This window comes from Inquilinus ginsengisoli (genome assembly GCF_050434925.1).
GTDB lineage: Bacteria > Pseudomonadota > Alphaproteobacteria > DSM-16000 > Inquilinaceae > Inquilinus > Inquilinus ginsengisoli_B.
Genome location: NZ_JBNDJK010000001.1, coordinates 2,641,342 through 2,665,340 on the forward strand (window position 1 = coordinate 2,641,342; position 23,999 = coordinate 2,665,340).

Below are 23,999 nucleotides of genomic sequence, written 5' to 3' on the forward strand. Positions count from 1 at the left end.
CCGGAGAGTATCAGCCGATGATCGAGCTTCGCCTCCTGCGCCAGTTCATCGCCGTGGCCGAAGAGCGGCATGTCCGCCGCGCCGCTGAGCGCCTGGGCATGGCGCAGCCGCCGCTCAGCACGGCGATGCGGCGGCTGGAGGATGTGATCGGCGCGGCGTTGTTCGACCGCAGCCGCCGCCGGGTGGCGCTGACCCCGGCCGGCTCGGCGCTGCTGGAGGAGGCGCGGCGCACCCTGGCCCAGGCCGAGCATGCGGTGGCGGTGGCGCGCCAGGCGGGGCAGGGGCTGACCGGGCTCCTGCGCGTCACCTTCGTCGGCAGCGCCATGTTCGAGCGCCTGCCGCCGCTGCTGAAGGCGCTGCGGGCGCGCCACCCCGGCCTGGCGCTGGACCTGCGCGAGGCGACGACGATGCGGCAGCTCGACGAGCTGCGCGGCGGCCGCGGCGACCTCGGCTTCGTCATTCCGCCGCTGCCGGACAGCGAGGGGTTGGAGCAGCGCCCGGCCTGGGCCGAGCCGATGGTCGCGGTGGTGCCGGCCGACCATGCGCTGGCGGGTTGCGGCCGGATCGATCTCGCCGACCTCGCCGACGAGCCTTTCGTCATGTTCCCGCAGGGCGAGGGGCCTGGCTTCCACGCCGCGATCCTGGAGGCCTGCGCCAAAGCCGGCTTCGTGCCCCGCATTGCCCAGTCGGCGCATCAGATGCACGCCATCGTATCGCTGGTCGCGGCCGGATTCGGCGTGTCGCTGGTGCCGGCGTCGCTGCGCCGGCTGCGGCCGCATGGCGTGCGCTACCTGTCCCTCGCCGGCCGTGCGCCGCAGGCCCGGATCGCCGCCGTCTGGCGCCGCGGCGACCGCTCGCCGGCCCTGCTGCAGGCGCTGAGCTTGCTGCAGGAGGAGATCCGCTAGGTCCGCGGCATGCCGGCCCATGGACGGCGGCGGGCGGCTTCGGCTAGACCCACCTCCGTGACGGCCGATGGAGGAAGGATGTTCCGTTTCGCAGGCGCCGCGGCGTCGGTGCTGCTCCTGCTGGCCGGGCCGGCCGTGGCGGAGCCGGTGGTGCCGACCAGCCGGGCCGAGATCGACCTCAGCTTCGCACCGCTGGTGCGCAGCGCGGCGCCGGCCGTGGTCAACATCTATGCCCGCCACATGGTGGTCGAGCGGGCGAATCCGCTGTTCGACGACCCGTTCTTCCAGCGCTTCTTCGGCGACGACATGCCCGGCGGCCGGCCGCGGCAGCGGGTCGAGAACTCGCTCGGCTCGGGCGTGGTGGTCGGTGACGACGGGCTCGTGGTCACCAACCACCATGTGATCAAGGACGCGGACCAGATCACCGTGGTGCTGTCCGACCGCACCGAATACGAGGCCGAGCTGGTGCTGTCGGACGAGCGCACCGACCTCGCCTTCCTCAAGCTCAAGGATCTCGCCGGCCGGTCGCTGCCGTCGCTGCCGCTCGGCGACAGCGACGCGCTCGAGGTCGGCGACCTGGTGCTGGCGATCGGCAACCCCTTCGGCGTCGGCCAGACCGTGACCATGGGCATCGTCTCCGCCATCGCCCGCACGGCCGTCGGCATCTCCGACTACGATTTCTTCATCCAGACCGACGCGGCGGTGAACCCCGGCAATTCCGGCGGCGCCCTGATCGACATGAAGGGCCGGCTGGTCGGCATCAACACGGCGATCTACAGCCGCACCGGCGGGTCGCTCGGCATCGGCTTCGCCATCCCGGCCAACATGCTGCGCAGCATGATGCGGGCGGCCGAGACCGGGCAGAAGGTGGTGCGGCCATGGCTCGGCGCCGACGGCCAGGCGGTCGACCGTAGCCTGGCCGAGGCCTATGGGCTGGACCGCCCGGCCGGCGTGCTGGTCAACGGCGTCGCCGCGGGCGGCCCGGCAGCGCGGGCCGGCCTCAAGGTCGGCGACGTGGTCGCGGCGGTCGACGGCCATGCGGTCGACGACCCGGAATCGCTGCGCTTCCGGCTGGCCACGCTCGACCTCGGCGCCACGGCGACGCTGACGGTGCGGCGGGGGAAGGACACGGCCGAGCTGGCGCTGCCGGTCGAGGCGCCGCCGGAGGATCCGCCGCGCGACCAGCGGGTGCTCGGCGGGCGCTCGCCCCTGGCCGGCGCCACCGTGGTCAATGTCTCGCCGGCTGTGGTCGAGGAGATGCGGCTCAACAATTCGGGTAAGGGCGTGGTGGTGACCGCGGTCGCCGCCCGCAGCCCGGCGGCGCGGCTGGGGCTGCAGCCGGGCGACGTGCTGCTGCGGCTCGACGACGAGGCGGTCGAGAGCACCGAGGCGCTGGACACGGCGCTGCGCAACTTCCGCGGCCCCTGGCGCATCGCCGTCCAGCGCGGCGGGCAGGTGCTGGAGACGGTGGTGGGGCGGTAGTGCCGCTTGGTGGGTAGACGAGTTTCTTTGGGAGGTAGGTGGAGCGGTCATTTCCGGCCTGAACTTCGTGTGCCTCTCCCGTAAACGGGAGAGGCAAAAAACAGCCCGAGCTGTCGTGAGAGGGTGCTGGACAACAGGGGACGGGACGCTCAACTGCTATCCGGTTTCCACGGTTTCGGCGTGGGCCGGCCGGTGTCGGACGTGTCCGATGGATGAGGCCAATCGGGCTCGGGCCGAGCGGCCGCGGTTTCGGCAGGAGTGTCGGACCAGAGATCTTCGGGCAGGCAGTCGGAGGCCTCCGCGGCGGTGGCGCCGTCCCAGTCGTGCGGCAGCAGGGCCGGGTCCAGGTCGCGGCGCTCCTCCGCCTCTTCGGCCGGCTCGAGCTCGGTCTCGAGGCGCTCGCTCTCGGTCAGGGACTCGTGCCGCTCCGTCCGGGGCTCGCTGTCCTTGGGGCCGGCTTCCGGCGCGGCTTCGGCCGGTGCGGCCTCGGCTGCCGCAGCTTCGGACGCCGTGGCCCCTTCAGCCGGCATGGGCTCCGTCTTGCCGGCCTTGCGATCCTGGTAGTTTTTTTCGCGGACCCGCTGGCTCATCGCGATCGACAGCCGTACCGAGCGGGCCAGGCGCACCTGCGCCAGCGCGAAATCCGGCTTCGTCCGCGTGATCGGCGTCGCCATCTGCTCCGTCGCCGTCATCCGGGCCGAGCGGAGGCCGATCTCGACCAGCTCGCCCAGGGAGCCCAGCGCCCATCGCGTCCAGGCCAGGTCCGGATCGACCGGCCCGTCATCCAATCCGCAATCCTGGGGCGTCATCTCCATGGAACATAGCATGAACACAGGTCGCCGGTAATACTACCGCGATCGTGTTTTTTCTCGCGGGCGGCGGCGCGTCGAGGCGGCTGGCAGCGTTTCCACCGGTTGCCCCGCCCGGCATGGGCTGGAATGATCCGCCCCGATTCGTGGGAAGGGGATGGATGATGGCGGCACTTTCGAGCGGCGACCTGCTGCGGCGCGCGCTGGGCTGGAGCCTGGGGCATGCCCGCGCCCTGGCATGGCTGGCGGCGCCGGCGGTCGCCTTCGCGCTGATCTTCCGCTTCGCCATCGAATGGCTGTGGGGCGACGAGGTCACGGCGATGTTCGTCGGCCAGGAGCCGTCCGGCGCCGCCGCCCTGGCGGTGATGCTGTCGATGCTGGTGCTGCTGTTCGCGATCGCACTGATCGCGGTCAGCTGGCACCGTTACGTGCTGCGCGGCGAGCTGGCACCGTTCCCGGCCGACGGCGCGACGTTCCGCTTCGCCCTTTACCAGATCTGGCTCGGCATCCTCGGCATGGTCACGGCCGTGGCCGGAATGTTCGTGCTGTCGCTGCTGTTCGGGCTGATCGGCGGGCCGTCGCTGCTGCAGGCCGTGGCCGATGGCGGGGCGTCGGGCGGCATGCTGGGGGTCCTGACGATCTCGGGCCTGATCACCGTCCTGTCGACCGTGCCCTTCGCCTTCTATGGGCTGGTGCTGCCCGGCATCGCGATCGGCGACCGGGGCCTGACCGCCGCCGAGAGCAGCCGGCTGCTGCGCGGCCGCAGGCTGGCGGTGCTGGGGGCGCTGATCATCGCCTTGCTGGGGTTCTTCCTGGTCGCCATCGGCCTCGGCCTGGTGCTGGACGCGATCCTGCCGGATGAGCCGGGCGCCGGCCTGGTGACCCTGGTGATGGATCTGGTGTCGCTGGCGCTGACGGCGGTCGAGGTCAGCGTCTTCGCCGGCATATTGGCCGAGCTTTATCGGGATCTGCGCTTGCCGGAACTGGCGCGGGGCAGCGGCGTCCCGGAGTGAGCCTCCGGGACGCCGCCACCGCCACGATCATTCCGCCGGGCCGCTCTGCGGCTTCGGCGCCGGGGCGGCCGGCTTGCGCCGGCCGACCACTGAGCCGAGCCAGCGGCAGACGACATAGAACAGCGGCGTGAACAGCAGGCCGAACACGGTCACGCCGATCATGCCGAAGAACACCGCGGTGCCCAGCGACTGCCGCATCTCGTAGCCGGCGCCCGACGCGATCACCAGCGGCACCACGCCGAAGATGAAGGCGAAGGACGTCATCAGGATCGGCCGCAACCGGGTGCGGGCCGCCGAGATCGCGGCCTCCTGCCGGCTCTCGCCATGCTCCTCCGCCTGGCGGGCGAACTCGACGATCAGGATCGCGTTCTTCGCCGCCAGGCCGATCAGCACGACGAAGCCGATCTGGGCCAGGATGTTGACGTCCATGCCCCTGAGCAGCAGCCCCGTGACCGCGGCCAGCAGGCACATCGGCACGATCAGGATGACCGACAGCGGCAGGGTCCAGCTTTCATACTGCGCCGCCAGCAGCAGGAAGACGAACACCACCGAGGCGACGAACACCAGCATGCCGGTGTTGCCGGCCAGCTTCTCCTGCAGCGCCAGCTCGGTCCATTCGAAGCCGAAGCCCTGCGGCAGGGTTTCGGTGGCGATCTGCTCCATCGCCGCCAGGGCGTAGCCGGTGGAATAGCCCGGCAGGGTCGATCCCTGGACCTCGGCCGCCGGGTACAGGTTGAAGCGCGGCACGCGGTAGGCGCCGGTGCGGTCGTGGAAGCTGGCCACGGCGCTGAGCGGCACCATCCCGCCGCTGTCGCTGCGGGTCTTGTAGTTGCCGATGTCGCGCAGGGTCTGCCGGAACTTGCCGTCCGCCTGGGCGGTCAGGCGGAAGGTGCGGCCGAGATAGTTGAAGTCGTTGACATAGGTCGAGCCGAGATAGACTTCGAGTGTCTCGAACACCCGGTCGGCCGGAACGCCCAGCATCTCCGCCTTCACCCGGTCGATGTCGGCATACAGCTTCGGCGTGCGGGTGTTGAACAGCGAGAAGATGCCGGCCAGGCCGGGGGTCTGGTTCGCCTTGGCCACGATCTCCTGGGTCGCGGCGTCCAGCGCCGGCAGGCCGCGGCCGGTCTTGTCCTCGACCATCATCTTGAAGCCGCCGCCGGTGCCGATGCCGCGCACGGGCGGGGGCTGGATGGTGATGATGAAGGCGTCCTGGATGCCGGCGAGCTTCTGGTTCAGCGCCTGCTGCAGGTGCCGCACATCCTGCCCCTTGGCGTCGCGCTCGGCGAAGGGCGCGAAGGTGGAGAAGATCGCGCCGGCATTCGAGGCGTTGGTGAAGGTGGCGCCGTCGAAGCCGGAGAAGGGCACGACATGGATGATGCCCGGCACCTGCAGGATCTCCTTGGCCGCCTGCCGCACCACCGCGTCGGTGCGGGCGAGGGACGAGCCGGGGGGCAGCTGGATCACGGTGATCAGGTAGCCCTGGTCCTGGTCCGGGATGAAGCCGGTCGGCGCCCGGCCGAACTGCAGCCCGGTCAGGCCGATTAGCCCGACATAGAGCACCAGCATGACCACGGCGAAGCGCAGGATCCGCCGGGTCAGTCCGCCATAGCCGTTCGACAGCTTGTCGAAGGCCCAGTTGAAGCCGCGGAAGAAGGACTGGACCGGCCGGAACAGCACGAAGGTCTTCTTCTCGTGATGCTCCTGGTGCGGCTTCAGCAGGATGGCGCACAGCGCCGGGCTCAGGGTCAGCGACACGAAGGCCGAGATCACCGTCGCCGCGGCGATGGTCACCGCGAACTGGCGGAAGAACTGGCCGGAGATGCCGCTGATCATCGCCGCCGGGATGAACACGGCGCACAGCACCAGGGCGATGGCGATCAGCGCGCCGCCGACCTCGTCCATGGTCAGATGCGCCGCCTCCTTCGGCGATTTGCCCTCGCGCAGATGGCGTTCGACGTTCTCGACCACCACGATGGCGTCGTCAACGACGATGCCGATGGCCAGCACCAGACCGAACAGCGACAGGTTGTTCAACGAATAGCCAAGCGCCGCCATCACCATGAAGGTGCCGATCAGTGAGATCGGGATGGCGACCACCGGGATGATCGCCGCGCGCCAGGTCTGCAGGAACAGGATGACGACGATGACGACCAAGGCGATCGCTTCCCAGATCGTCTTCTCGACCTCATGCACCGATTCGGCGATGAACTCGGTCGGGTTGTAGATGATGTTGTACTGCAGGCCGGGCGGGAAGCTCTTGGACAGCTCCTGCATGGTCTCGATCAGGCGGTCGGCCGTCTCCAGCGCGTTCGAGCCCGGGCGCTGGAACACCAGCAGCGGCACCGCCGGCCGTTCGTCGAGATAGCCGTTGGCGGTGTAGTCCTGGGCCGCCAGCTCGACCGTGGCGATGTCGCGCACGCGGGTGACGCGGCCGTCGGTGTCGGTCTTGACGACGATGTTGCCGAACTGCCGCGGGTCGGACAGGCGGCCGAGGGTCTCGACATTGAGCTGGTAGGCGCCGCCCTGGCCGGGCACCGGCGGCTGGTTCAGCACGCCGGAGGCGACCTGGACGTTCTGCGAGCGCAGCGCGGCGATGATCTCGCCCGCGGTCAGGTTGCGCGAGGCCGCCTTGTCCGGGTCAAGCCAGACCCGCATGGCGTAGTCGCGGGCGCCGAAGATGCGCACGTCGCCGACGCCGTCGAGGCGGGCCAGCACGTCGCGCACCTGCAGCGTCGCGTAGTTGGAGACGTAGAGCGGGTCGCGCGACCCGTCCGACGAGCTGAGATGGATCACCATCAGCATGTCGGGCGAGGATTTGCGCACGGTGACGCCGATCTGGCGCACCTCGTCCGGCAGCCGCGGCTCGGCCACGGCGACGCGGTTCTGCACCAGCACCTGGGCGATGTCGAGATCGGTGCCCAGGCTGAAGGTGACCTGGATCACCAGCTGGCCGTCGCCGGTCGCCTGCGACTGCATGTACAGCATGTTCTCGACGCCGTTGATCTCCTGCTCGATCGGCGTCGAGACCGTGTTGGAGACCACCTCGGCCGAGGCGCCGGGATAGGAGGTGCGGATCTCGATGGTCGGCGGCGCGATCTCGGGATACTGCGCCACCGGCAGGGTGAAATAGGCGGCCGCGCCGAGCAGCACGACCAGGATCGACAGCACCGTCGCGAAGATCGGGCGGTCGATGCAGAAATGGGAGAACTTCATACCCCTGGCCTCAGTTGGCGTCGTATTCGGGGGTAGGCTCGATCTTGCCGGGCTGTGCCGTCACCTTGGCGCCCGGGCGTGCCCGGACCAGCCCGTTGATGATCACCTTCTCCTGCCCGGTCAGGCCCTCGCGCACGATGCGCAGGCCGCCCGGCTGGGTCGGGCCCGGCCGGACGATCTTGGGCTCGACCGTGCCGTCATCCTTGACCGTCATCACGATCCGGTTCGACTGGTCGGTCAGGATCGCGCTGTCCGGAATCAGGATGGCGTCGTATTCGTTCGACCCGGGCAGCCGCAGCCGGCCGAACTGGCCTGGGGTGATGAACAGGTCCTTGTTGTCCAGGATGGCGCGGGCGCGGATGGTGCCGGAGCCGGGGTCGAGCTGGTTGTCGACGAAGTTCATGGTGCCGGCATGCGGCCAGTCCTTCTCGTCCGGCAGCCGGGTCTGGATGATGGTGGCGTTGTCGCGGGTCGAGGGCAGCTTGCCGGCCACCACCGCCCGCTGATAGGCGAGATAGTCGGACTCGCTCATGTCGAACTCGAAATAGATCGGGTCCAGCGCCACGATGGTGGTCAGCAGCGTCGAATTCGGGTCGCCGGTCACCAGGTTGCCGATGTCGACCCGCCGGTTCGAGACGCGGCCGGCCATGGGGGCCTTGACCTGGGTGAAGTCGAGGTTGAGCTGGGCCGATTGCAGCGCCGCCGTGGTCTGGGCCACCGCGGCCTCGGCCGCCCGCCGCTCCTGCACCGCCTGGTCGTAGGACGAGCGCGAGACGTTGGACTGAGCGACCAGCGACTGGGCGCGGTCGAGCTGGACCTTGGCGAGGTCGAGCCGGGCCTGGGCGTTGGCCAAGTCGGCCTTGGCCGAATCCACCGTCGCCTGGTAGGGCCTGGGATCGATCGTGAACAGCACGTCGCCCTGCTTGACGGTGGCGCCGTCGGCGAAGTTGATCGACTGCAGGTAGCCGGAAACGCGGGCGCGGACCTCCACCCTCGCCGTCGCCTCGTAGCGGCCGGTGAACTCATCCCATTCGGTGATCTTCTGGACCAGGGGCGTGGCCACCGTGACCGGCGGGGGCGGTGGCGCCGACTGGCCCTGGTCGCCGCCCGATTCGTTGCAGGCGGCCAGGAAAGCCACCGTTGCCAATACCGTTAGGGTGCCGAGCACCCTTCCTGGCCGCGTCTGCAGGCGCCCGGTCATCATGTCTCGCACTCCACAGGAGGTCCCCGGCCAAGAGGGTCGTGCCTGCATGGGGGGTTGTCAATTGTCGGGGTTATAGGGCTATGGTCGTTCGCCTTTTGCACTGCAAAAGTTCCGGGCGAAGTGACCGTGATCACATCCGGGCGAAAGCATGGCCGGATTGTGGCTGGCCGCCCGGGGCTGCGAAGCTCGCCATTGCGCCGCGACGGCCGCTGACCGACGATGCGCGCCATCATGGCTCGCTCTCCCAGATCCGACGACACGCCCTCCCTCTTCGCCGACCAGGCGCCGCGGCCGCTGGCCGACCGGCTGCGGCCGCGCAGCATCGCCGAGGTGGTCGGGCAGGACCACCTGCTGAAGCCGGACGGGCCGATCGGCCGGATGGTGGCGGCGCACCGCATCGCCAGCATGATCCTGTGGGGGCCGCCCGGCTGCGGCAAGACCACTCTGGCCCGCCTCCTGGCCGAGCACACCGACCTGCATTTCGAGCCGCTGTCGGCGATCTTCTCCGGCGTGGCCGAGCTGCGGAAGGTGTTCGAGGCGGCGCGCGGCCGGCGCGCCGCGGGCCAGGGCACGCTGCTGTTCGTCGACGAGGTGCACCGCTTCAACCGCAGCCAGCAGGACGCCTTCCTGCCGGTGGTCGAGGACGGCACCATCACCCTGATCGGCGCCACCACCGAGAACCCGTCCTTCGAGCTGAATGCGGCATTGCTGTCGCGCAGCCAGGTCTTCGTGCTGAACCGGCTCGATTTCGCCGCGCTGGAGGAGCTGCTGCAGCGGGCCGAGGCGGCGGAGGGCCGGAAGCTGCCGCTGGCGCCGGAGGCGCGCGACGCGGTCAAGGCCATGGCCGACGGCGACGGCCGCTATCTGTTGAACCTGGCGGAGGAGCTGTTCGCGCTGAAGCCGGCGGCGCCGCTCGACGCCGCCGGCCTGGCCCAGACGGTGCAGCGCCGGGCGCCGGTCTACGACAAGGCGCAGGAGAGCCACTACAACCTGATCTCGGCGCTGCACAAATCGCTGCGCGGCTCCGACGTCGATGCCGGCCTCTACTGGTTCGCGCGGATGCTGGCCGGCGGCGAGGACCCGCTCTATGTCGTGCGCCGGCTGGTGCGTTTCGCGGTCGAGGACATCGGCATGGCCGACCCGGCCGCGCTGACCCAGTCGCTGGCGGCCTGGGACGCCTATGAGCGGCTGGGCAGCCCGGAGGGCGAGCTGGCGATCGCCCAGGCGGTGATCTACCTGGCCACGGCGCCGAAATCGAACGCCGCCTACACCGCCTTCAAGTCCAGCGCCCGGGCTGCCAAGGAGACCGGCAGCCTGATGCCGCCGATGCACATCCTGAACGCCCCGACCCGGCTGATGAAGGAGATCGGCTATGGCAAGGGCTACGCCTACGACCACGACACCGACGAGGGCTTCTCCGGCCAGAACTATTTTCCGCCGGACATGGACCGGCAGGAGTTCTACCGCCCGGTCGAGCGCGGCTTCGAGCGCGAGATCAGGAAGCGGCTGGACTACTGGGGCAAGCTGCGGGGACAGAGGAGCGAGTGACAGCCGGCGCCGGCTCTTCTTCCTCCCAGAAGCGCGGCAGCAGCGACGCGGGCATGTGGTTGGCGTCGTAGAAGCCCAACAGCCTGTCCCGTGTCTTGTCGCCGTCGCGCAGCCCGAGGTAGCGACCGGCGTTCTGGCGCAGGATGCGATTCACCTGGCCGCGGCTGAAATGGCAGTCCTTTTGGAGGAACTCGACGATATACCGGGTGTAGACGTCGCTGGTCTTCTCGATCCCGACCATGACCCAGTCCGTTCCGAACAGGATGTGGTCGGCCTTCGGGTCGTACTCCCGGACCCACCCGCTCAGCCGGTCGGCATAGCATTGCCGTTCGGCGACGCTGGAGCTCAGCGCCTCCGACAGGTAGCTGATGTCCATGTAGAGGTGGCTGTCCGGGTTGGCCTTGATGTAGCCGCTGATGATGTCTTCATAGATCTGGCGGTTGGTTTCCGGCGCTTCGGACAGATATCCGAACCGGCCCTGATGGGCGATGCAGACGCGCAGGCCCTTCTTCCGCTCGATCACCCTCAGCCAATAGGCCGGGTCGGTGCGCTTGGCATAGCCGAGGCCGGCGCCCTGCGTGATCGCCCCATGCGCTATCACGGGCGCATCGGCCTCCAGGCAGAGGTCGTAGAGCCGGTCCAGCGCATCATCGAGGCTCTTCCCGAGCCCGGCGGCGCCCAGGTCCCGCACGACATGGTCGGGGTAGCCCTGGCCGTCGGTGTTGCTGGTAGCGCGGAATCCCATCGGCGGGTAGAGCTTGACCCCGAGGAAACCGTGCGTCCCGAAGGCCTCCCGCACCACCCCGAGCGGGTCTTCCGGCTCCTTGACCGGACGCCGTTCATGATAGACCGCCCGCAAAGGATCGTAGGCGACCATGCCGTGGATCGCCGGCGCCTTCCGCTGCTGCTGCGAGATCAGCCCGAAGACCTCCGCCTGCTGCCGCAGCGATGAGCCCTTCGCCGGTTCCTCGCCGAGCCATTTCGAGTAGTCAATCATCAGCGGCACCAGTAGGACGGGCGTTTTCCCGTCATTGGCGAGGTGGCGGATCAACTGCCTGGCCAGTTCGTGCCGGTACTGCATGAACAGCGTGAACCATCGCAGATAGATGCCGAGGCTGCTCTGGTTCTCATAGGCCACGAGAGCGACCTGCCGCGCATTGTCCTCCGAGATCGGTGCGGATCGGTTCAGGCTCCTCATGCCCGCGCGGCCGCCGGCATCGAGCAGCAGGCCGCGGAGCCGGTCAATCTTCGCATTGCGTGGGGTCAGCGCCCTGTCCGGCCCGGCCTGCCGGCCGCGGACCACATCCGTCAGGGCGTCCAGCATCCGGGACCGGGCGCCCGGCTCCGTGCCGCTCGACACCTGCCGGACCCTTCCGCGCAGATAGTCGATCTCGTTGGCCGCCGAGGGCGTCCATGTGAGGAGCGAATCCTTGAACAGCTCCAGCACCGACTCCAGGACGGTCGGATCCTCCACCCCGTAGGCTGACCTGGCTCGGAGCTGGGCCGGTTCATTCTCGGGGATCACCACCTTGGTGATGAAGGTCACGATCGGCAGGTCCTTGCCGTTGAACAGATGGCAATGGACGTCGACGATCTCGCCGTCGGCCTTCAGCGGGTCCGGCAACGGCAGCGGGCGGCACGCTGCGGCGAAGGCCAGAAGCAGAACGCTGTGATTGAAACCTCGCCTGTCGATATCGAGAGGCATCGCCGGTCTCCAATTGGGATCAATATGGCGGCATCAAAAAATTCGGCGTGTCGCAGCATAATGATTGCTGCGACACGCCGGCATCATAGCCGAAATCGCGACATTGGCCCATGGCGTGATGGCGAAGCGTGCCATCGCGCCATGGGCGTCGGAAGCGGGGCAGGCGGCAGGCCCGCCCGCTCTCCTCACACCATGGTGACGCCCGGCGGCGGCTCGGGGGCGCCGACGGTCTGGCAGAACCACAGCGAGTAGCCGTAGGGGTCCTTCACCGCGAAGGTCCGGTCGCCCCACCATTGCGTGCTCAGTGCCTCGGCCACCGCCACGCCGCGCGACCGCACCTCGTCGTGGAAGCCGTCGACATTCGGCACGTAGAAGTAGATGTCGAGCGGCCGGGCCCCGCTTTGGCCCTTGGCGATGCCGGCGCCGGGCGATTGCGGCCGGCCCATCATCACCATGATGCCGTCGCGCCGGACGATGCCGAAGTCGAACTTCCCGTCCTTGCCGACGATGCCCATCATGTGGCCGAAGCCGAGCTTCTCCAGATAGAAGTCGCGCAGCGTCTCCACCTCCCCGACCCAGAAGCTCGGGATCACCTGCGCCGGGGCCTCCGGATATTTCAGGTGGCTCAGATCCTCGCTCATCTCTCTCTCCCCAAAGAGTTGTTGCCGATGGGGAGATTGTCCGCGGCCGCCCGCTCGCTTTCATCTACTTTCTGGAGTAGAAAGCGATCATGCGATGGCAGGACCTGGCGCTGCTCGACGAAGCCGGCTTCTCGCTCTACGAGAAGCGGGCCCTGGTGGCCCTGGGGATTCTCGGCGTCTCGGACGCGGCCAGTCTGTGCCGCGAGGGCGACATCCCGACCTCGAAGATCTACCTGGCGATGGAGAAGCTGGCCCGGCTGGGCCTGTGCGAGATCCAGCACAGCCGGCCCAAGCTGTATGCCGCGCTGTCGCCGGACGCGGTGGTCGACCGGCTGGTCGAGCTGGCGCGCGAGCGGGCGGAGAGTTTTGCGGCCCAGGCCGACCAGCTGCGCGCCACCCTGCGCGACCTGCCCGGGCGGCTGCGCGGCGGCCGCGGCGTGGTCGATCTGGCGCTGGGCACCGAAAGCCATGTGAAGCGCCATCTCGCCCGCCTCGCCGGCGCGCGGCGGAGGGTGCTGTCCTATCTCGAGGAGGGCGATCTCTCGGCCATCGACCGCCAGGCCGATTCCGGCTTCGACGTGCTCAAGCGCCTCGCCCGCGCGGCCTCCGGGCGCGGCCTGGACCACCGGGCGATCTTCGGCTTCTCCGACCGCACCGCGCCGCGGCTGGTCGGCTTCCTGCGGCGCCATGGCGGCGCGCTCGGCCATCTGTCGGGGCTGCGCTATTCGGGCGAGCTGGGCCACCCCTTCCACGTGCTGGACGACGAGACGGTGATCCTGTCGCTCGACCACCCTTTCGTGCCGGAGGGGCGCTTCGCCTCGCTGCTGGTGCATGACCGCGAACTGGCCGCCAGCCTGACCCAGGGCTTCGAGACGCTGTGGCAGAAGGCGCTGCAGGATTTGCGCGAGATCCGCTTCCTGCCCAGGCAGCCCGGGCCTGCGGCGCCCTGAACCTATCGGCGGCGCGGCGGGGGTGGTATAGAGCGTGCGAATTGGTCGCAAACCGGGTCCCGTCGCCCGGGTCCCGGTTGGAGGTATGGCCCTGATGCTGGCCGCTGTGTTCGCCCCGAAGTTCCTGATCGTCTACGCCTATATCGCGTCGGCGCTGTGGGTGCATTTCCGCGGCCAGGTGCGGCACCGCTTCACCCGCCAGCTGACCGACCATTCGACCTTCTTCGCGCCGATCAACTGCTTCATGTACCTGTTCTCGAAGGTGCCGAGCACGCCCTATCACGACCCGCGCAGCTTCCCGGAGCTGCAGGCGCTGAAGGACAACTGGCATGTGCTGCGCGACGAGGCGCTGCGGCTGCAGGAGGAGGGCGACATCAAGGGCTCGGACAAGCTCGACGATGTCGGCTTCAACTCGTTCTTCCGGCGCGGCTGGAAGCGCTACTACCTGAAGTGGTACGGCGACCCGCTGCCCTCGGCCGCGGCGCAGTGCCCGCGCTCGGTGGCGCTGGTGCAGACCATCCCGAGCCTCAAGGCGGCGATGTTCACCTCGCTGCCGCCGGGCGGCAAGCTGGTGGCGCATCGCGACCCCTATGCCGGCTCGCTGCGCTACCATCTCGGCCTGATCACGCCGAATGACGACCGCTGCCGCATCATCGTCGACGGCAAGTCCTACAGCTGGCGCGACGGCGAGGACGTGGTCTTCGACGAGACCTTCATCCACTACGCCGAGAACTTCTCCGACGAGAACCGGGTGATCCTGTTCTGCGACGTCGAGCGGCCGATGCGGTTCCGCTGGGCCCTGGCGGTGAACCGCTTCTTCGCCAAATACCTGATCCAGGCCGGCGCCACCCGCAACGCCGACGGCGACAAGGTCTCGGGGCTGAACAAGGCGTTCGCCTACATCTATCCGATCCGGTCCTACTTCAAGGGCATCAAGAAGAAGAACCGGAAGCTGTACTACGCGATCAAATACGCCTTCTTCGGCGGGCTGCTCGGCGCCTTCCTGGTTCTCGCGTAACTCCGCCACGCTTCGGCCACGCCCCTGAACCAGGCTTGCCGGTGTTGCCTTCGCCAGGGGTGGCCCTCGTGACATCCGACAGCGAACAGACCGCCGCCTTCGACCGCTTCGTCGCCATCGACTGGTCCGGGGCGGTCGGCGCCTATGACGGCGTCGCCGTGGCCGAGTGCCGGGCCGGCGCCGAGGGGCCGGTGCTGCTGCCGCCGCCCTCCGGCCGGCGCTGGACCCGAACCGCCGTGGCCGGATGGCTCGAGGCCCAGGCCGAAGGCGGCGGCCGGGTCCTGGCCGGGATCGACTGCGCCTTCTCGCTGCCCTTTGCCGTCGCCGCCGGCTATCTGCCGCCGGGCGGCGATGCCCGGGCGCTGTGGGCGCTGGTCGATCGGGTCGCCGGCGAAGCGCCGGACTTCCACGGCGCCGGCTTCGCCCGCCATGCCGACTATGTCGCCGATTTCTGGCATCGCGGGCCGCGCCCGGCCGGCTGGGTCGAGCCGCATCGCGCCGCCGAGATGGCGTGCCGCCGCGACCGGCTGGGCGCGCCCGACAGCCCGTTCAAGCAGTTCGGGCCGAAGACGGTCGGGCCCGGCGCGCTGGCCGGGATGCGGGTGCTGCACCATCTGCGCAGCCGGCTCGACGGGCGGCTGGCGGTGTGGCCGTTCGAGACGCCGGCGGCGCAGCCGCTGGTCATGGTCGAGATCTTCCCACGGCTGTTCTGGCGCCGCGCCGGCCGCACCCTCAGCGCCAAGGTGCGCGACCGCGCCGGGCTCGACGCGGCGCTGGCGCGACTCGGCAGCGGGCCGGCCATCGCGCCCGATCCGCTGACCGACCACGCCACCGACGCGCTGGTGGCCGCGGCCGGGCTGCGGGCGCTGGCGGCGGACCGTGCAGTCTGGTCGCCGCCGGGCCTCGACCCCGCGACCGCCCGCACCGAGGGCTGGATCTTCGGGGTGCGCGGATGAGGGCGCTGCGCCTGGCTCTGGCGGCCGTCGCCGCGCTGGTGGCGGGGCTGCTCGGCCTCGCCATACTCTACATCAGCGTCGCCTTCGCGCTGGCCCTGGTGCCGCTCGGCGGCCGGGCGCAGCAAGTCGCCGCGAGCGACCCGCCGGCCTATGTCTGCGCCACCCTGACCCACACCGACATCGTGCTGCCGGCATGGGACGGGCTGGTCGACTGGACCGCGGTGTTCCCGGATGCGGTGCCGGTCGCCTTCGTGCCGAACCTGCATGTCGCCTTCGGCTGGGGCGACCTGACCTTCTATCGCGAGACGCCGAGCTGGGCCGATCTCCGCTTCCGCACCGCCATGGCGGCGCTGTTCGGCGGCGGCCCCAGTGCCCTGCACGTCGCCTATGTGCTGGATCCCGCGGGCGTGCCGGGCTGCAAGCGGCTCGCGCTGGACCGGGTGGGGCGCGAGGCGCTGATCGGCTTCATCCGCGGCACGGCGGCGCTGGACCCGGCCGGGCGCGGCGTGCCGGTGGCGCCGCCGGGGACCGGAACCCATGAGGCCTTCTACGCCGCGCACGGCACCTACCGCCCCTGGCGCACCTGCAACGTCTGGACCGCCGAGGCGCTGCGCGCCGCCGGAGTGCCGACCGCGCTGTGGCCGCCGTTCAGCTTCGGCGTGATGTGGCCGCTGGGGTGAGGCCTACTTCCGTTGCCGGCGCTTGCGCGGCTCCGGCTTCTTCGGCACGAAGCCCTCCAGGTCGCCGTCCGCCGTCTTGTCGGCATAGGAGATGGCGCGGCCCTGGTAGGGGCCCTGGGCGGCCGAGATGAACTGCAGCGTGGTGCCGAGCTCGTAGAGCCTGGCGCAACGCTCCTCGCCCTCGCGGAAGCTCAGGCACAGCTCGTCCCTGTCGTCCGGCACATGCCAGCGGCCGCGGAACGTGGTGCGCCGGTCGCGGTACCAGAGCTGCCCGTCCGGGGCGAAGTATTCGGTCCAGGCGTCGCCGGCCTTGTCGGTGTTGGTGTCGACCGAAAAGGTGCCGTAGACGGTCTTGTCGGTCAGCCGCTCGAGCAGCGCCATGCGCGGGATCGGCTTGGCGCCGTGGGCCAGCAGCTGCTCGGCGGTCGGGTCGGGCGGCAGCGGCTTCGGTGCGCAGCCCGCCAGCACCCCCAGCAGCACGATTCCTGCCACGATCCCGAGCCTCATCGCCTGTTCTCCCCGTCCTGGAACGACTCGATTCCCCTGTGCGGCGATAATATCCCTTTATGCACGGATGGCGGGAAAAACCTGCGCCATCAAACTCCTTTCAGCGCCACGCCGGCCGCGCTGACGCCGAGCCAGACCGCGACCAGGCACAATACCACCGACAGCACCACATTGGCGCCGGCCCGGACCCATTCACCGTCCTGCATCAGCCCCAGGGTCTGCAGGCTGAAGGAGGAGAAGGTGGTGTAGCCGCCGCAGATTCCGACCATGACGAAGATCCGCATATCCGGGCTGACCAGGAAGCGGCCGTCCGGCCCGGTCAGGCCGCCGAACAGGCCGATGACGAAGGAGCCGAGGATGTTGACGGCCAGCGTGCCCCAGGGGAAGGTCGCGCCGAAGCGCTCGATCGCCCAGAGGGAGCACCAGTACCGCGCCATGCCGCCCAGCGCGCTGCCGGCCGCGACCCACAGATATGTCCCCACGCGACGATCCCCTCCTCGGGTCCCTCGTGCTACACAACGCCGATGAGCCGAACGCCCTCCCCACCGTCGACCCGCAAAGACCATCCTGCGCCGAAGCCTTCGGCCGACGCCACCCCGCCTTCCGGGAACCCAGCGCCGCGCGCGGTGCAGACCGTCATGGTGACGCAGGACGACGGCGAGCTGCGGCTCGACCGCTGGTTCCGCCAGCGCTTCCCCGGCCTGACCCATGGCCGGCTGGAGAAGCTGCTGCGCACCGGGCAGGTCCGGGTCGACGGCAAGCGTGCCAAGGCGGCGCAGCGGCTGGAGACCGGCCAGACCATCCGCATCCCGCCGCTCGACGAGGCCGCGTCGCAGGCGCCGGTGCCGCGCGCGCCGATGCCGCTGAAGGCGGAGAAGGAGCAGGGCCTGGCGGCGGAGCTGAAGCGCGCCATCCTGCTGATGGACGACGACGTGATCGTGCTGAACAAGCCGTCCGGCCTGGCGACGCAGGGCGGCGGCAAGGTCAAGGCGCATGTCGACGGGCTGCTCGACCACCTGCAGTTCGACGCCAAGGAGCGGCCGCGGCTGATCCACCGGCTGGACCAGGATACCTCGGGCGTGCTGCTGATCGGCCGCACCGCCAAGGCGACGCGGCGGCTCGCCGAGGCGTTCCGCGAGCGCGCCACGCGCAAGGAATACTGGGCGGTGACCGTCGGCGTGCCGCATCCCCACCGGGGCCGCATCGACCTGGCCCTGGCGCGGTCGCCGAGCAATGTCGGCCGGGTGGTCGAGGACGACGACGAGGAGGGCCAGCGGGCGGTCACCGACTATTCGGTGGTCGAGGCCGCGGTCCGGCACGCCGCCTTCGTGGCGATGTGGCCGGTCACCGGCCGCACCCACCAGCTGCGCCTGCACATGGCGGCGCTGAACACCCCGATCCTGGGCGACGGCAAGTACGGCGCCGGCAAGGCCGTGATCACGGGAGCCGAGCTGCCGCGCCAGCTGCATCTGCACGCCCGCCGGCTGGTGCTGCCGCACCCGACGCGCGGCACCATCGACGTCACCGCGCCCCTGCCGCCGCATATGACGACGACCTTCCGCTACTTCGACTTCGACACCAAGGCGAAGCCGGAAGGGCCGGAAGATTAAGAGCTCAACGGCGCCGGAACAAGCGCGTTGCCTCTCCCGCGAGCGGGAGAGGCAACGCAAACTACGAGCGTTCCCTCAAGCGAGCAGATGGAACCTTGACGCTGATCATCACCGGATCCGAGGGCAATATCGGGCGGCGGCTGCGGCTGGCCTTTCCGGGCTGCATCGGCATCGACCGGGCGGCGGGGGCGGAGATCCGGGTCGACCTGTCGACGGTCGACTACGGCGAGCCGATGATCGCGTCCGCTCTGCGGGATGCCGATGCGCTGATCCATCTGGCGACCTCGGCGGACCCGGATGCGCCGGAGGCGGTGCATTGGCGGGCGGTGAGCGACGCCACCCGGCTGTTCGCGGCCTGTGCGGCGCAGGGCGTCGGGCGGATCGTGGTCGCGTCGTCGGACTGGGCCGCGCCGAAGCACGGCGCCGCGATCAACAGCTACGGCCGGTCCAAGCTGGCGCTGGGGAGCCTGGCCGCGATGTATGCGGCGGGGCCGCGCTCGGCCCGGGTGATCCGCGTCGGCTGGGTGCCGCACGACCCGGCGGCGCTGGTCGCGGCGCCGGACTGGCTGAGGCAGAATTACTGGGACGACGACCGGCTGACCGCGGAGTTCCGGCGCGCCTTGTCTGCCGAGGAGTAGCATGCCGATCTCTGCCGAAGACGTCATCGCCCAGGCGATGGAGAATCCGGTGAACGCCGCGCTGATGCGGCGGCTGCCGGGGCTCGGCGTGCCGCAGTGCTTCCTGACCGCCGGCTGCCTGTTCCAGGCGGTGTGGAACCGGCATTCCGGCCAGCCGCCGGAAAATTCGGTCAAGGATTACGACGTCTTCTACTTCGACGACAGCGACCTGTCCTGGGAGGCGGAGGATGCGGTGATCCGGCAGGCCGCCGCCCTGTTCGCGGATCTCGGCGCGCCGGTCGAGGTCAAGAACCAGGCCCGGGTCCATCTCTGGTATCGGCAGCGCTTCGGCGGCGCCTATCCGCAGCTGCGCTCGGCGACCGACGGCATCGACCGCTACCTGGTGCAATGCACCTGCATCGGCATCGAGGTGGAAACGGGCCGGCTCTACGCCCCGAACGGGCTCGCGGACATGGCCGAAGGCATCCTCCGGCCCAATCCGCTGAACCCGTCGCCCGAGCTGTTCCGCGCCAAGGCCGAGGCGTACCGGGCGCGCTGGCCCTGGCTGACGATCGCGGAATAGACGAGGGCAGGGCCGGCGTCGCAGGCCGCGCTTCGGCCCTGTTACTTGCCGCGGGCGAGGGCCAGGCCGATGCCGGCGCCGACCAGCAGGCTGCCGGTGATCCGCTGCCGCAGCCGGCCGTGGCGGGCCAGCAGGGTCCGGGCGCGGCCGGCCAGCAGCGCCCAGCTGCCGTCGAGCGCCACGGCCAGCAGCAGGAACACCGCCGACAGCAGCGCCACCTGGGCGCCGGCCGGCCGCGCCGGGTCGATGAACTGCGGGAAGAAGGCGCCGTAGAACAGCAGCGTCTTCGGGTTGGTCAGCGACACCAGCACAGCGCGGCCGTAGATCGCGCCGGCGGATTTCGGCTGCGCCGCAACCTGGGTCAGGTCGGCCGGCGGGGCGCGCCAATGGGCGATGCCGAGCCAGACCAGATAGGCGACGCCGATCCAGCGCAGCGTCTCGAACCAGCCGCCGGCGGTGCCCAGCGCCTCGGCCATGCCAAGGGCGGTGAGGCCGAGCTGCAGCACCATGGCCGAGCTGGTGCCGAACACGGTCAGCAGGCCATAGCGCGGTCCCCAGGCGACGCTGTTGGCCACGATCAGGGCGACGTTCGGCCCCGGGATCAGCATGACCAGGGTGACGGCGGCAATGAAGGCGAGGAGGAGGTGCAGGTCGATCATCGGGCTCTCCGAAGGCAGGAAGCCGGCGAGGATCAACAAAAACCCCGCCGGAGTGGCGGGGCGTCGTGCGTCGGGCCGTCAGCCGCCGGTCAGGAAGACCGCAGCCTCGTCCCGGGCGCGCAAGCGACAGCGACCGCCGGATTGCGGCGGCGTTGTTGCAGGCGATGGGAAGCGGCTCGAAGCATGGCGGCAAGATAAGGGGCGGGGCCGGCACGGTCAATCCGGCAGAAAATCCCGCCCCCGGCGGTCAGGCCGATGCGCCGGCGCGGGTCGAGGCGGCGGCGGTGAGGCGAATGGTGCGATGCATCCAGCACAGCGAGGCGGCGACGATGAAGAACAGCAGCAGGAAGCAGCTCGACCACAGACCGGTCACGTCCTTCAGAATCCCGAAGGCGACCGGCAGGACGAAGCCGCCGAGCCCGCCGATCATGCCGACCACACCGCCGACGGCCCCGATGCTCTCGGGGTAGTAGGCGGCGATGTGCTTGAAGACCGCGGCCTTGCCGAGGCTCATGACGAAGCCGAGCGCGAAGACGACGACGACAAAGACGATCGGGCCGATCGCGAAGGGCGACGCCGCCGGCAGGGCGAGGATCAGCGTCGCCACGGCGGAGACCATGAACACCAGATACATCACGGCCCTGGCGCCGATCCGGTCCGACAGGACGCCGCCATAGGCGCGGAAGACGCTGCCGGGGATCGAATAGGCGGTCGCGAGCATGCCGGCGGTCTCGAGGTTGAACCCGTAGGCCCCGACGAGATATCGCGGCAGCCAGAGCGACAGGGCGACGAACCCGCCGAAGGCGAAGAAATAGTAGAGCGAGAAGCGCCAGACCCGCGGATTCTTCAGCGGGACGAATTCCTGCAGGAAGGGCTTCGGCGCGGCTCCGTGGAGCCTGCGCTTGCGGTATTCCGGGTCGTCGCTGGTCGTGAACCAGAACACGACGGCCATGACGGCGAGGGCCAGGGCCCAGATTTCCGCCACCGCCTGCCAGCCCCAGGCCAGAAGGACGAAGGGGGCGAGGAACTTGGTCACCGCCGCGCCGACATTGCCGGCACCGAAGATGCCGAGCGCCGTGCCCTGCCTTTCCGGCGGGAAGAACGGCGACACATAGGCGACGCCCACGGCGAACGACCCGCCGGCGAGGCCGACGCCGAGGCCCGCGATCAGCATCTCCGGGTAGGTGCTGGCGCGGGACAGCAGAAACGTCGCCAGGGCGGCGGACAGCATCGTTGCGGTGTAGACGACCCTGCCGCCGTACCGGCCGGTCCAGATGCCCAGCAGGATGCGGCTGAGCGATCCTGTCAGCACCGGCAGACCGATGAGAAGACCGAATTCGGCTTCGCTCAGGCCGAGCTCCTGCTTGATGCGAATGCCGATGATCGCGAACAGCGTCCAGACCGCGAAGCACAGGGTGAAGGCCACGGTCGAGATCCACAGCGCCCGATTGGCGGCGGCGGTCGAGCTTGCAGGCGGTTGATTGACGTCGGCCATCGATGCTCCAGACGCGATACTGACCTGGCCTCGGCGGCCGGATCGCATCTCGCAGGAACCGTGCCAACTTGCCGGTCGCGGAGAGGGAGTAGGAATTCTCGGGACCAAGCCATCCCGCCCAGCGGCCTGCCGCCGCCGGATCGCTCAAGAACCGGTCACATGACCATCGATGCTGCCCAATTCCGGGGCAGCGCGGATTGGGGCCGGCCGCAGCCGTCAGCCGGGCTGGGGGGCCGAGGTCATCCAGCCGACGACGGCGCCGGTCGGGTCGCGGACGATGGCGATGCGGCCGACGCCCGGCACCTCGAAGATGTCGCGCATCAGGGAGCCGCCGACCTGCTGCGCCGCGGCGACGCGGGCGTCGACGTCGTCGACCTCGATATAGGCGAACCAGTGCGGCGGCACCTGGTCCATGCCGGGCAGGTTCCGGATATCGAAGATGCCGCCGACCATCCGGTCGCCGACCTTGGCGATCAGGTACTCGCCGCCGGCCGCCATCGGCATCGACTCGACAGTCCAACCCAGAGTCCTGGCGTAGAAGTCGCAGGCGGCCTGGGGATCACGGGTGTTCAGCTCGTTCCAGACGAAGGTGCCGTGTTCGGGCATCGTTGCCTCCCATCGGACGGCGGAGCGCCACCATCCGGAGAGGGTATCATGGTTTCGGTGACGATCCCGCGGCGGCCGGCGCCTGCCGGCTCACGACCCGTCAGCGCGCGGCGCGCAGCATCGGGGTCACCGGCGGCGACGACTCCGCCTGGATCGTCCCCGTGATCTCGAAGCCGTGCCGCTGATACAGCCCGATATTGGCGGGGTTGCTCGATTCGAGATAGGCGGGGAGATGCTCCCGGTCGCAGCGCTGCAAGCCAGCCTGCAACAGCGCCGCGCCATAGCCCTTGCGCTGGTGCAGCGGGTCGACGGCGATCAGGGGCAGGTACCAGTGCGGCTCGACCGGATGGTGCCGGGCCATCTGCTCGACGATGGCGCCGATCTCGCCTTGTCTCTCCCGTGGAAGGGTCGTTTCGATCAGCGCTCCCAAAGCCTCCTCGTCGGAATGTGCGCCCGGCCGCAACCACACCGACGCCCCGGCATGGTCGTCGGCCTGCCAGGCGGTTCCATCGGCGAAGGCCGTGCCGCCGAGGGCGCGGATGAAGCCCGGGAAATGCAGCAGGTACTGCTGCGGGTCGGGGTAGGTCCAGCGGGCCATCGGATCGGTGGCGAAGGCCAGCAGGATGGTGGCGACGGCTCGCTCGCTTTCGGCCGGCTCGACGACCGCCACGATCGGCATCGAGGATTCGGACATTGGCGCCTCCGAGGGACGATCATGGCCCTCGACGTCGTGTGGCGCACGCTGATTCGTCGGGGCTGCGCCCCCGGTCAGGGCTTCGGCGCCGATCCCGCCACCGCCGGCGACCGGTCCGCGGCAACCGGGACGGCGCGGGCCAGGCGGGCGGCGCGCATCTTCTGCAGATGCTGGTCGGCCAGCACGCCGATCAGGATCACCGTGCCCATCACCGCGAAGTTGAGCGAGGAGGGGATGCCGAGCAGGTTGACCAGGTTCTGCAGCACCTGCAGCAGCACGGTGCCGAGGATGATGCCGAGGATCGAGCCCTCGCCGCCGCGCAGCGAGCAGCCGCCCAGCACCGCCGCGGCGATGGCGTAGAGCTCGTAGAAATTGCCGTGCGCCGAGGGCTGGATCGAGTTGGTGTAGAAGGCCAGGAACACGGCGGCGAGGCCGGCCAGGAGGCCGCAGATGACATAGGCCGAGCCGATCACCAGCCGGGTGTTGATGCCGGAATAACGCGCCGCCTCCTCGTTCTTGCCGACCGCGAAGAGATAGCGGCCGAACACCGAGCGGTGCAGCACCACCCACATCACCAGCGCCACCACCACCATGGCCAGGAAGCTGTTCGGGACGCCGAAGCTGCGGCCGGTGGCGAACTGCGCCAGCGTGTCGAAATCGCCGCCATAGCCGAAGCCGACGGTGGCGTCGTCGGTGTAGTAGCGGGCGGCGCCGCGGTAGATCAGCAGGGCGCAGAGGGTGACGACGAAGGGCTGGATGCCGACCCGCGCCACCAGGAAGCCGTGGATGGCGCCGAACACCCCGCCCATGCCGATCGCGGCGGCCAGGGCCAGCGGCCAGGACCAGCCCCAGTTCACCACCATGTCGACGAAGACGACGCCGATCAGCGCGAACATCGACCCGACCGACAGCTCGATCCCGGCGGTGATGATCACCAGCCCCTGGCCGATCGAGAACAGCCCGTACAGGCCGACCAGATTCGCCATGTTCACCAGGTTCACCGTCGAGATGAAGCGCGGCTGCAGCAGCGCCACGACGCAGCCGATCACCAGGATCAGGATCGCCAGCCCCAGTTCTTTCCTCATCGTCCCTGACGTCCTC

Annotated in this window: 23 protein-coding genes; 11 read left to right on the forward strand and 12 right to left on the reverse strand. The window is 69.7% G+C overall.

Annotation, left to right across the window (positions count from 1 at the left end; translation table 11 throughout):
* The first annotated feature begins 17 nt into the window (after positions 1-17).
* Both QFZ27_RS12455 and QFZ27_RS12460 read left to right on the forward strand, forming a co-directional pair.
* Complete coding sequence (locus QFZ27_RS12455; protein WP_429226709.1) at positions 18-905, forward strand: LysR family transcriptional regulator; 888 nt, start codon at positions 18-20, stop codon at positions 903-905.
* Positions 906-983: 78 nt separating this feature from the next.
* Positions 984-2,387, forward strand: coding sequence for a Do family serine endopeptidase (locus QFZ27_RS12460; protein ID WP_429226710.1), 1,404 nt, complete (start codon positions 984-986; stop codon positions 2,385-2,387).
* Between the two features lie 149 nt (positions 2,388-2,536).
* On the opposite strand, the gene QFZ27_RS12465 is transcribed toward QFZ27_RS12460, so the two are convergent.
* The gene (locus QFZ27_RS12465) at positions 2,537-3,175 is read right to left on the reverse strand and encodes a hypothetical protein (protein WP_429226711.1); all 639 of its coding nucleotides are present in this window, start codon (positions 3,173-3,175) and stop codon (positions 2,537-2,539) included.
* A gap of 185 nt (positions 3,176-3,360) precedes the next feature.
* Here QFZ27_RS12465 and QFZ27_RS12470 point away from each other — a divergent pair, with 185 nt between their 5' ends.
* Positions 3,361-4,209, forward strand: coding sequence for a hypothetical protein (locus QFZ27_RS12470; RefSeq protein WP_429226712.1), 849 nt, complete (start codon positions 3,361-3,363; stop codon positions 4,207-4,209).
* A 27-nt stretch (positions 4,210-4,236) separates the two neighbouring features.
* On the opposite strand, the gene QFZ27_RS12475 is transcribed toward QFZ27_RS12470, so the two are convergent.
* Together QFZ27_RS12475 and QFZ27_RS12480 are read right to left on the reverse strand one after the other, a co-directional pair.
* A complete protein-coding gene (locus QFZ27_RS12475) occupies positions 4,237-7,425 on the reverse strand; it encodes an efflux RND transporter permease subunit (RefSeq protein WP_429226713.1) in 3,189 nt (1,062 codons plus the stop codon).
* Between the two features lie 10 nt (positions 7,426-7,435).
* The gene (locus QFZ27_RS12480; protein ID WP_429226714.1) at positions 7,436-8,629 is read right to left on the reverse strand and encodes an efflux RND transporter periplasmic adaptor subunit; all 1,194 of its coding nucleotides are present in this window, start codon (positions 8,627-8,629) and stop codon (positions 7,436-7,438) included.
* A 231-nt stretch (positions 8,630-8,860) separates the two neighbouring features.
* Here QFZ27_RS12480 and QFZ27_RS12485 point away from each other — a divergent pair, with 231 nt between their 5' ends.
* Positions 8,861-10,177 carry a replication-associated recombination protein A gene (locus QFZ27_RS12485; RefSeq protein WP_429226715.1) on the forward strand — a complete coding sequence of 439 codons (1,317 nt, stop codon included), beginning with the start codon at positions 8,861-8,863 and terminating at the stop codon, positions 10,175-10,177.
* On the opposite strand, the gene QFZ27_RS12490 is transcribed toward QFZ27_RS12485, so the two are convergent.
* Positions 10,125-11,723 (reverse strand): amidohydrolase family protein, encoded by a 1,599-nt coding sequence (locus QFZ27_RS12490; RefSeq protein ID WP_429226716.1) that lies wholly within the window; start codon positions 11,721-11,723, stop codon positions 10,125-10,127. The genes QFZ27_RS12485 and QFZ27_RS12490 overlap by 53 nt on opposite strands.
* Positions 11,724-12,067: 344 nt before the next feature.
* Positions 12,068-12,523 carry a VOC family protein gene (locus tag QFZ27_RS12495; RefSeq protein ID WP_429226717.1) on the reverse strand — a complete coding sequence of 152 codons (456 nt, stop codon included), beginning with the start codon at positions 12,521-12,523 and terminating at the stop codon, positions 12,068-12,070.
* A gap of 89 nt (positions 12,524-12,612) precedes the next feature.
* Here QFZ27_RS12495 and QFZ27_RS12500 point away from each other — a divergent pair, with 89 nt between their 5' ends.
* The 4 genes from QFZ27_RS12500 (at position 12,613) to QFZ27_RS12515 (ending at position 16,127) form a co-directional block, all read left to right on the forward strand.
* On the forward strand, positions 12,613-13,473 hold the full coding sequence (locus QFZ27_RS12500; protein WP_429226718.1) for a TrmB family transcriptional regulator: 861 nt from the start codon (positions 12,613-12,615) through the stop codon (positions 13,471-13,473).
* Between the two features lie 94 nt (positions 13,474-13,567).
* Positions 13,568-14,491 carry an aspartyl/asparaginyl beta-hydroxylase domain-containing protein gene (locus QFZ27_RS12505; protein ID WP_429226719.1) on the forward strand — a complete coding sequence of 308 codons (924 nt, stop codon included), beginning with the start codon at positions 13,568-13,570 and terminating at the stop codon, positions 14,489-14,491.
* A 68-nt stretch (positions 14,492-14,559) separates the two neighbouring features.
* Complete coding sequence (locus QFZ27_RS12510; RefSeq protein WP_429226720.1) at positions 14,560-15,447, forward strand: hypothetical protein; 888 nt, start codon at positions 14,560-14,562, stop codon at positions 15,445-15,447.
* A complete protein-coding gene (locus QFZ27_RS12515; RefSeq protein WP_429226721.1) occupies positions 15,444-16,127 on the forward strand; it encodes a DUF2459 domain-containing protein in 684 nt (227 codons plus the stop codon). Before QFZ27_RS12510 ends, QFZ27_RS12515 begins: the two co-directional genes overlap by 4 nt.
* A 3-nt stretch (positions 16,128-16,130) precedes the next feature.
* Here the strand turns inward: QFZ27_RS12515 and QFZ27_RS12520 are convergent, their stop codons facing one another.
* Together QFZ27_RS12520 and crcB are read right to left on the reverse strand one after the other, a co-directional pair.
* Positions 16,131-16,634 (reverse strand): hypothetical protein, encoded by a 504-nt coding sequence (locus tag QFZ27_RS12520; protein ID WP_429226722.1) that lies wholly within the window; start codon positions 16,632-16,634, stop codon positions 16,131-16,133.
* Between the two features lie 89 nt (positions 16,635-16,723).
* Positions 16,724-17,116, reverse strand: a complete 393-nt coding sequence (gene crcB, locus QFZ27_RS12525; RefSeq protein WP_429226723.1) for a fluoride efflux transporter CrcB — start codon at positions 17,114-17,116, stop codon at positions 16,724-16,726.
* Positions 17,117-17,272: 156 nt separating this feature from the next.
* On the opposite strand from crcB, the gene QFZ27_RS12530 reads away from it, so the two are divergent.
* The 3 genes from QFZ27_RS12530 (at position 17,273) to QFZ27_RS12540 (ending at position 19,444) form a co-directional block, all read left to right on the forward strand.
* The gene (locus QFZ27_RS12530) at positions 17,273-18,244 is read left to right on the forward strand and encodes an RluA family pseudouridine synthase (protein ID WP_429226724.1); all 972 of its coding nucleotides are present in this window, start codon (positions 17,273-17,275) and stop codon (positions 18,242-18,244) included.
* A gap of 95 nt (positions 18,245-18,339) precedes the next feature.
* The gene (locus QFZ27_RS12535) at positions 18,340-18,882 is read left to right on the forward strand and encodes an NAD-dependent epimerase/dehydratase family protein (RefSeq protein ID WP_429226725.1); all 543 of its coding nucleotides are present in this window, start codon (positions 18,340-18,342) and stop codon (positions 18,880-18,882) included.
* Between the two features lies 1 nt (position 18,883).
* Entirely contained in the window at positions 18,884-19,444 is a 561-nt protein-coding gene (locus QFZ27_RS12540) for a nucleotidyltransferase family protein (protein ID WP_429226726.1), read from the forward strand.
* 41 nt (positions 19,445-19,485) lie between these two features.
* Here the strand turns inward: QFZ27_RS12540 and QFZ27_RS12545 are convergent, their stop codons facing one another.
* The 5 genes from QFZ27_RS12545 to QFZ27_RS12565 all read right to left on the reverse strand — a co-directional run bounded on the left by QFZ27_RS12545 (position 19,486) and on the right by QFZ27_RS12565 (position 23,983).
* A complete protein-coding gene (locus QFZ27_RS12545) occupies positions 19,486-20,103 on the reverse strand; it encodes a LysE family translocator (protein WP_429226727.1) in 618 nt (205 codons plus the stop codon).
* Between the two features lie 247 nt (positions 20,104-20,350).
* Positions 20,351-21,598 carry an MFS transporter gene (locus QFZ27_RS12550; protein WP_429226728.1) on the reverse strand — a complete coding sequence of 416 codons (1,248 nt, stop codon included), beginning with the start codon at positions 21,596-21,598 and terminating at the stop codon, positions 20,351-20,353.
* Positions 21,599-21,814: 216 nt separating this feature from the next.
* Entirely contained in the window at positions 21,815-22,204 is a 390-nt protein-coding gene (locus QFZ27_RS12555) for a VOC family protein (RefSeq protein WP_429226729.1), read from the reverse strand.
* 100 nt (positions 22,205-22,304) lie between these two features.
* Complete coding sequence (locus QFZ27_RS12560) at positions 22,305-22,898, reverse strand: GNAT family N-acetyltransferase (protein WP_429226730.1); 594 nt, start codon at positions 22,896-22,898, stop codon at positions 22,305-22,307.
* Positions 22,899-22,972: 74 nt separating this feature from the next.
* Positions 22,973-23,983 carry an ABC transporter permease gene (locus QFZ27_RS12565; protein WP_429226731.1) on the reverse strand — a complete coding sequence of 337 codons (1,011 nt, stop codon included), beginning with the start codon at positions 23,981-23,983 and terminating at the stop codon, positions 22,973-22,975.
* Between the last annotated feature and the right edge of the window lie 16 nt (positions 23,984-23,999).

Excerpts from the sequence above, each read along its gene's own strand:
- QFZ27_RS12455 (WP_429226709.1), top strand. The coding sequence starts at position 18 with ATGATCGAGCTTCGCCTCCTGCGCCAGTTCATCGCCGTGGCCGAAGAG.
- QFZ27_RS12460 (WP_429226710.1), top strand. The coding sequence starts at position 984 with ATGTTCCGTTTCGCAGGCGCCGCGGCGTCGGTGCTGCTCCTGCTGGCC.
- QFZ27_RS12470 (WP_429226712.1), top strand. The coding sequence starts at position 3,361 with ATGGCGGCACTTTCGAGCGGCGACCTGCTGCGGCGCGCGCTGGGCTGG.
- QFZ27_RS12475 (WP_429226713.1), bottom strand. The coding sequence starts at position 7,425 with ATGAAGTTCTCCCATTTCTGCATCGACCGCCCGATCTTCGCGACGGTG.
- QFZ27_RS12480 (WP_429226714.1), bottom strand. The coding sequence starts at position 8,629 with ATGATGACCGGGCGCCTGCAGACGCGGCCAGGAAGGGTGCTCGGCACC.
- QFZ27_RS12485 (WP_429226715.1), top strand. The coding sequence starts at position 8,861 with ATGGCTCGCTCTCCCAGATCCGACGACACGCCCTCCCTCTTCGCCGAC.
- QFZ27_RS12495 (WP_429226717.1), bottom strand. The coding sequence starts at position 12,523 with ATGAGCGAGGATCTGAGCCACCTGAAATATCCGGAGGCCCCGGCGCAG.
- QFZ27_RS12500 (WP_429226718.1), top strand. The coding sequence starts at position 12,613 with ATGCGATGGCAGGACCTGGCGCTGCTCGACGAAGCCGGCTTCTCGCTC.
- QFZ27_RS12505 (WP_429226719.1), top strand. The coding sequence starts at position 13,568 with ATGCTGGCCGCTGTGTTCGCCCCGAAGTTCCTGATCGTCTACGCCTAT.
- QFZ27_RS12515 (WP_429226721.1), top strand. The coding sequence starts at position 15,444 with ATGAGGGCGCTGCGCCTGGCTCTGGCGGCCGTCGCCGCGCTGGTGGCG.
- QFZ27_RS12520 (WP_429226722.1), bottom strand. The coding sequence starts at position 16,634 with ATGAGGCTCGGGATCGTGGCAGGAATCGTGCTGCTGGGGGTGCTGGCG.
- QFZ27_RS12530 (WP_429226724.1), top strand. The coding sequence starts at position 17,273 with ATGGTGACGCAGGACGACGGCGAGCTGCGGCTCGACCGCTGGTTCCGC.
- QFZ27_RS12540 (WP_429226726.1), top strand. The coding sequence starts at position 18,884 with ATGCCGATCTCTGCCGAAGACGTCATCGCCCAGGCGATGGAGAATCCG.
- QFZ27_RS12545 (WP_429226727.1), bottom strand. The coding sequence starts at position 20,103 with ATGATCGACCTGCACCTCCTCCTCGCCTTCATTGCCGCCGTCACCCTG.
- QFZ27_RS12550 (WP_429226728.1), bottom strand. The coding sequence starts at position 21,598 with ATGGCCGACGTCAATCAACCGCCTGCAAGCTCGACCGCCGCCGCCAAT.
- QFZ27_RS12555 (WP_429226729.1), bottom strand. The coding sequence starts at position 22,204 with ATGCCCGAACACGGCACCTTCGTCTGGAACGAGCTGAACACCCGTGAT.
- QFZ27_RS12560 (WP_429226730.1), bottom strand. The coding sequence starts at position 22,898 with ATGTCCGAATCCTCGATGCCGATCGTGGCGGTCGTCGAGCCGGCCGAA.
- QFZ27_RS12565 (WP_429226731.1), bottom strand. The coding sequence starts at position 23,983 with ATGAGGAAAGAACTGGGGCTGGCGATCCTGATCCTGGTGATCGGCTGC.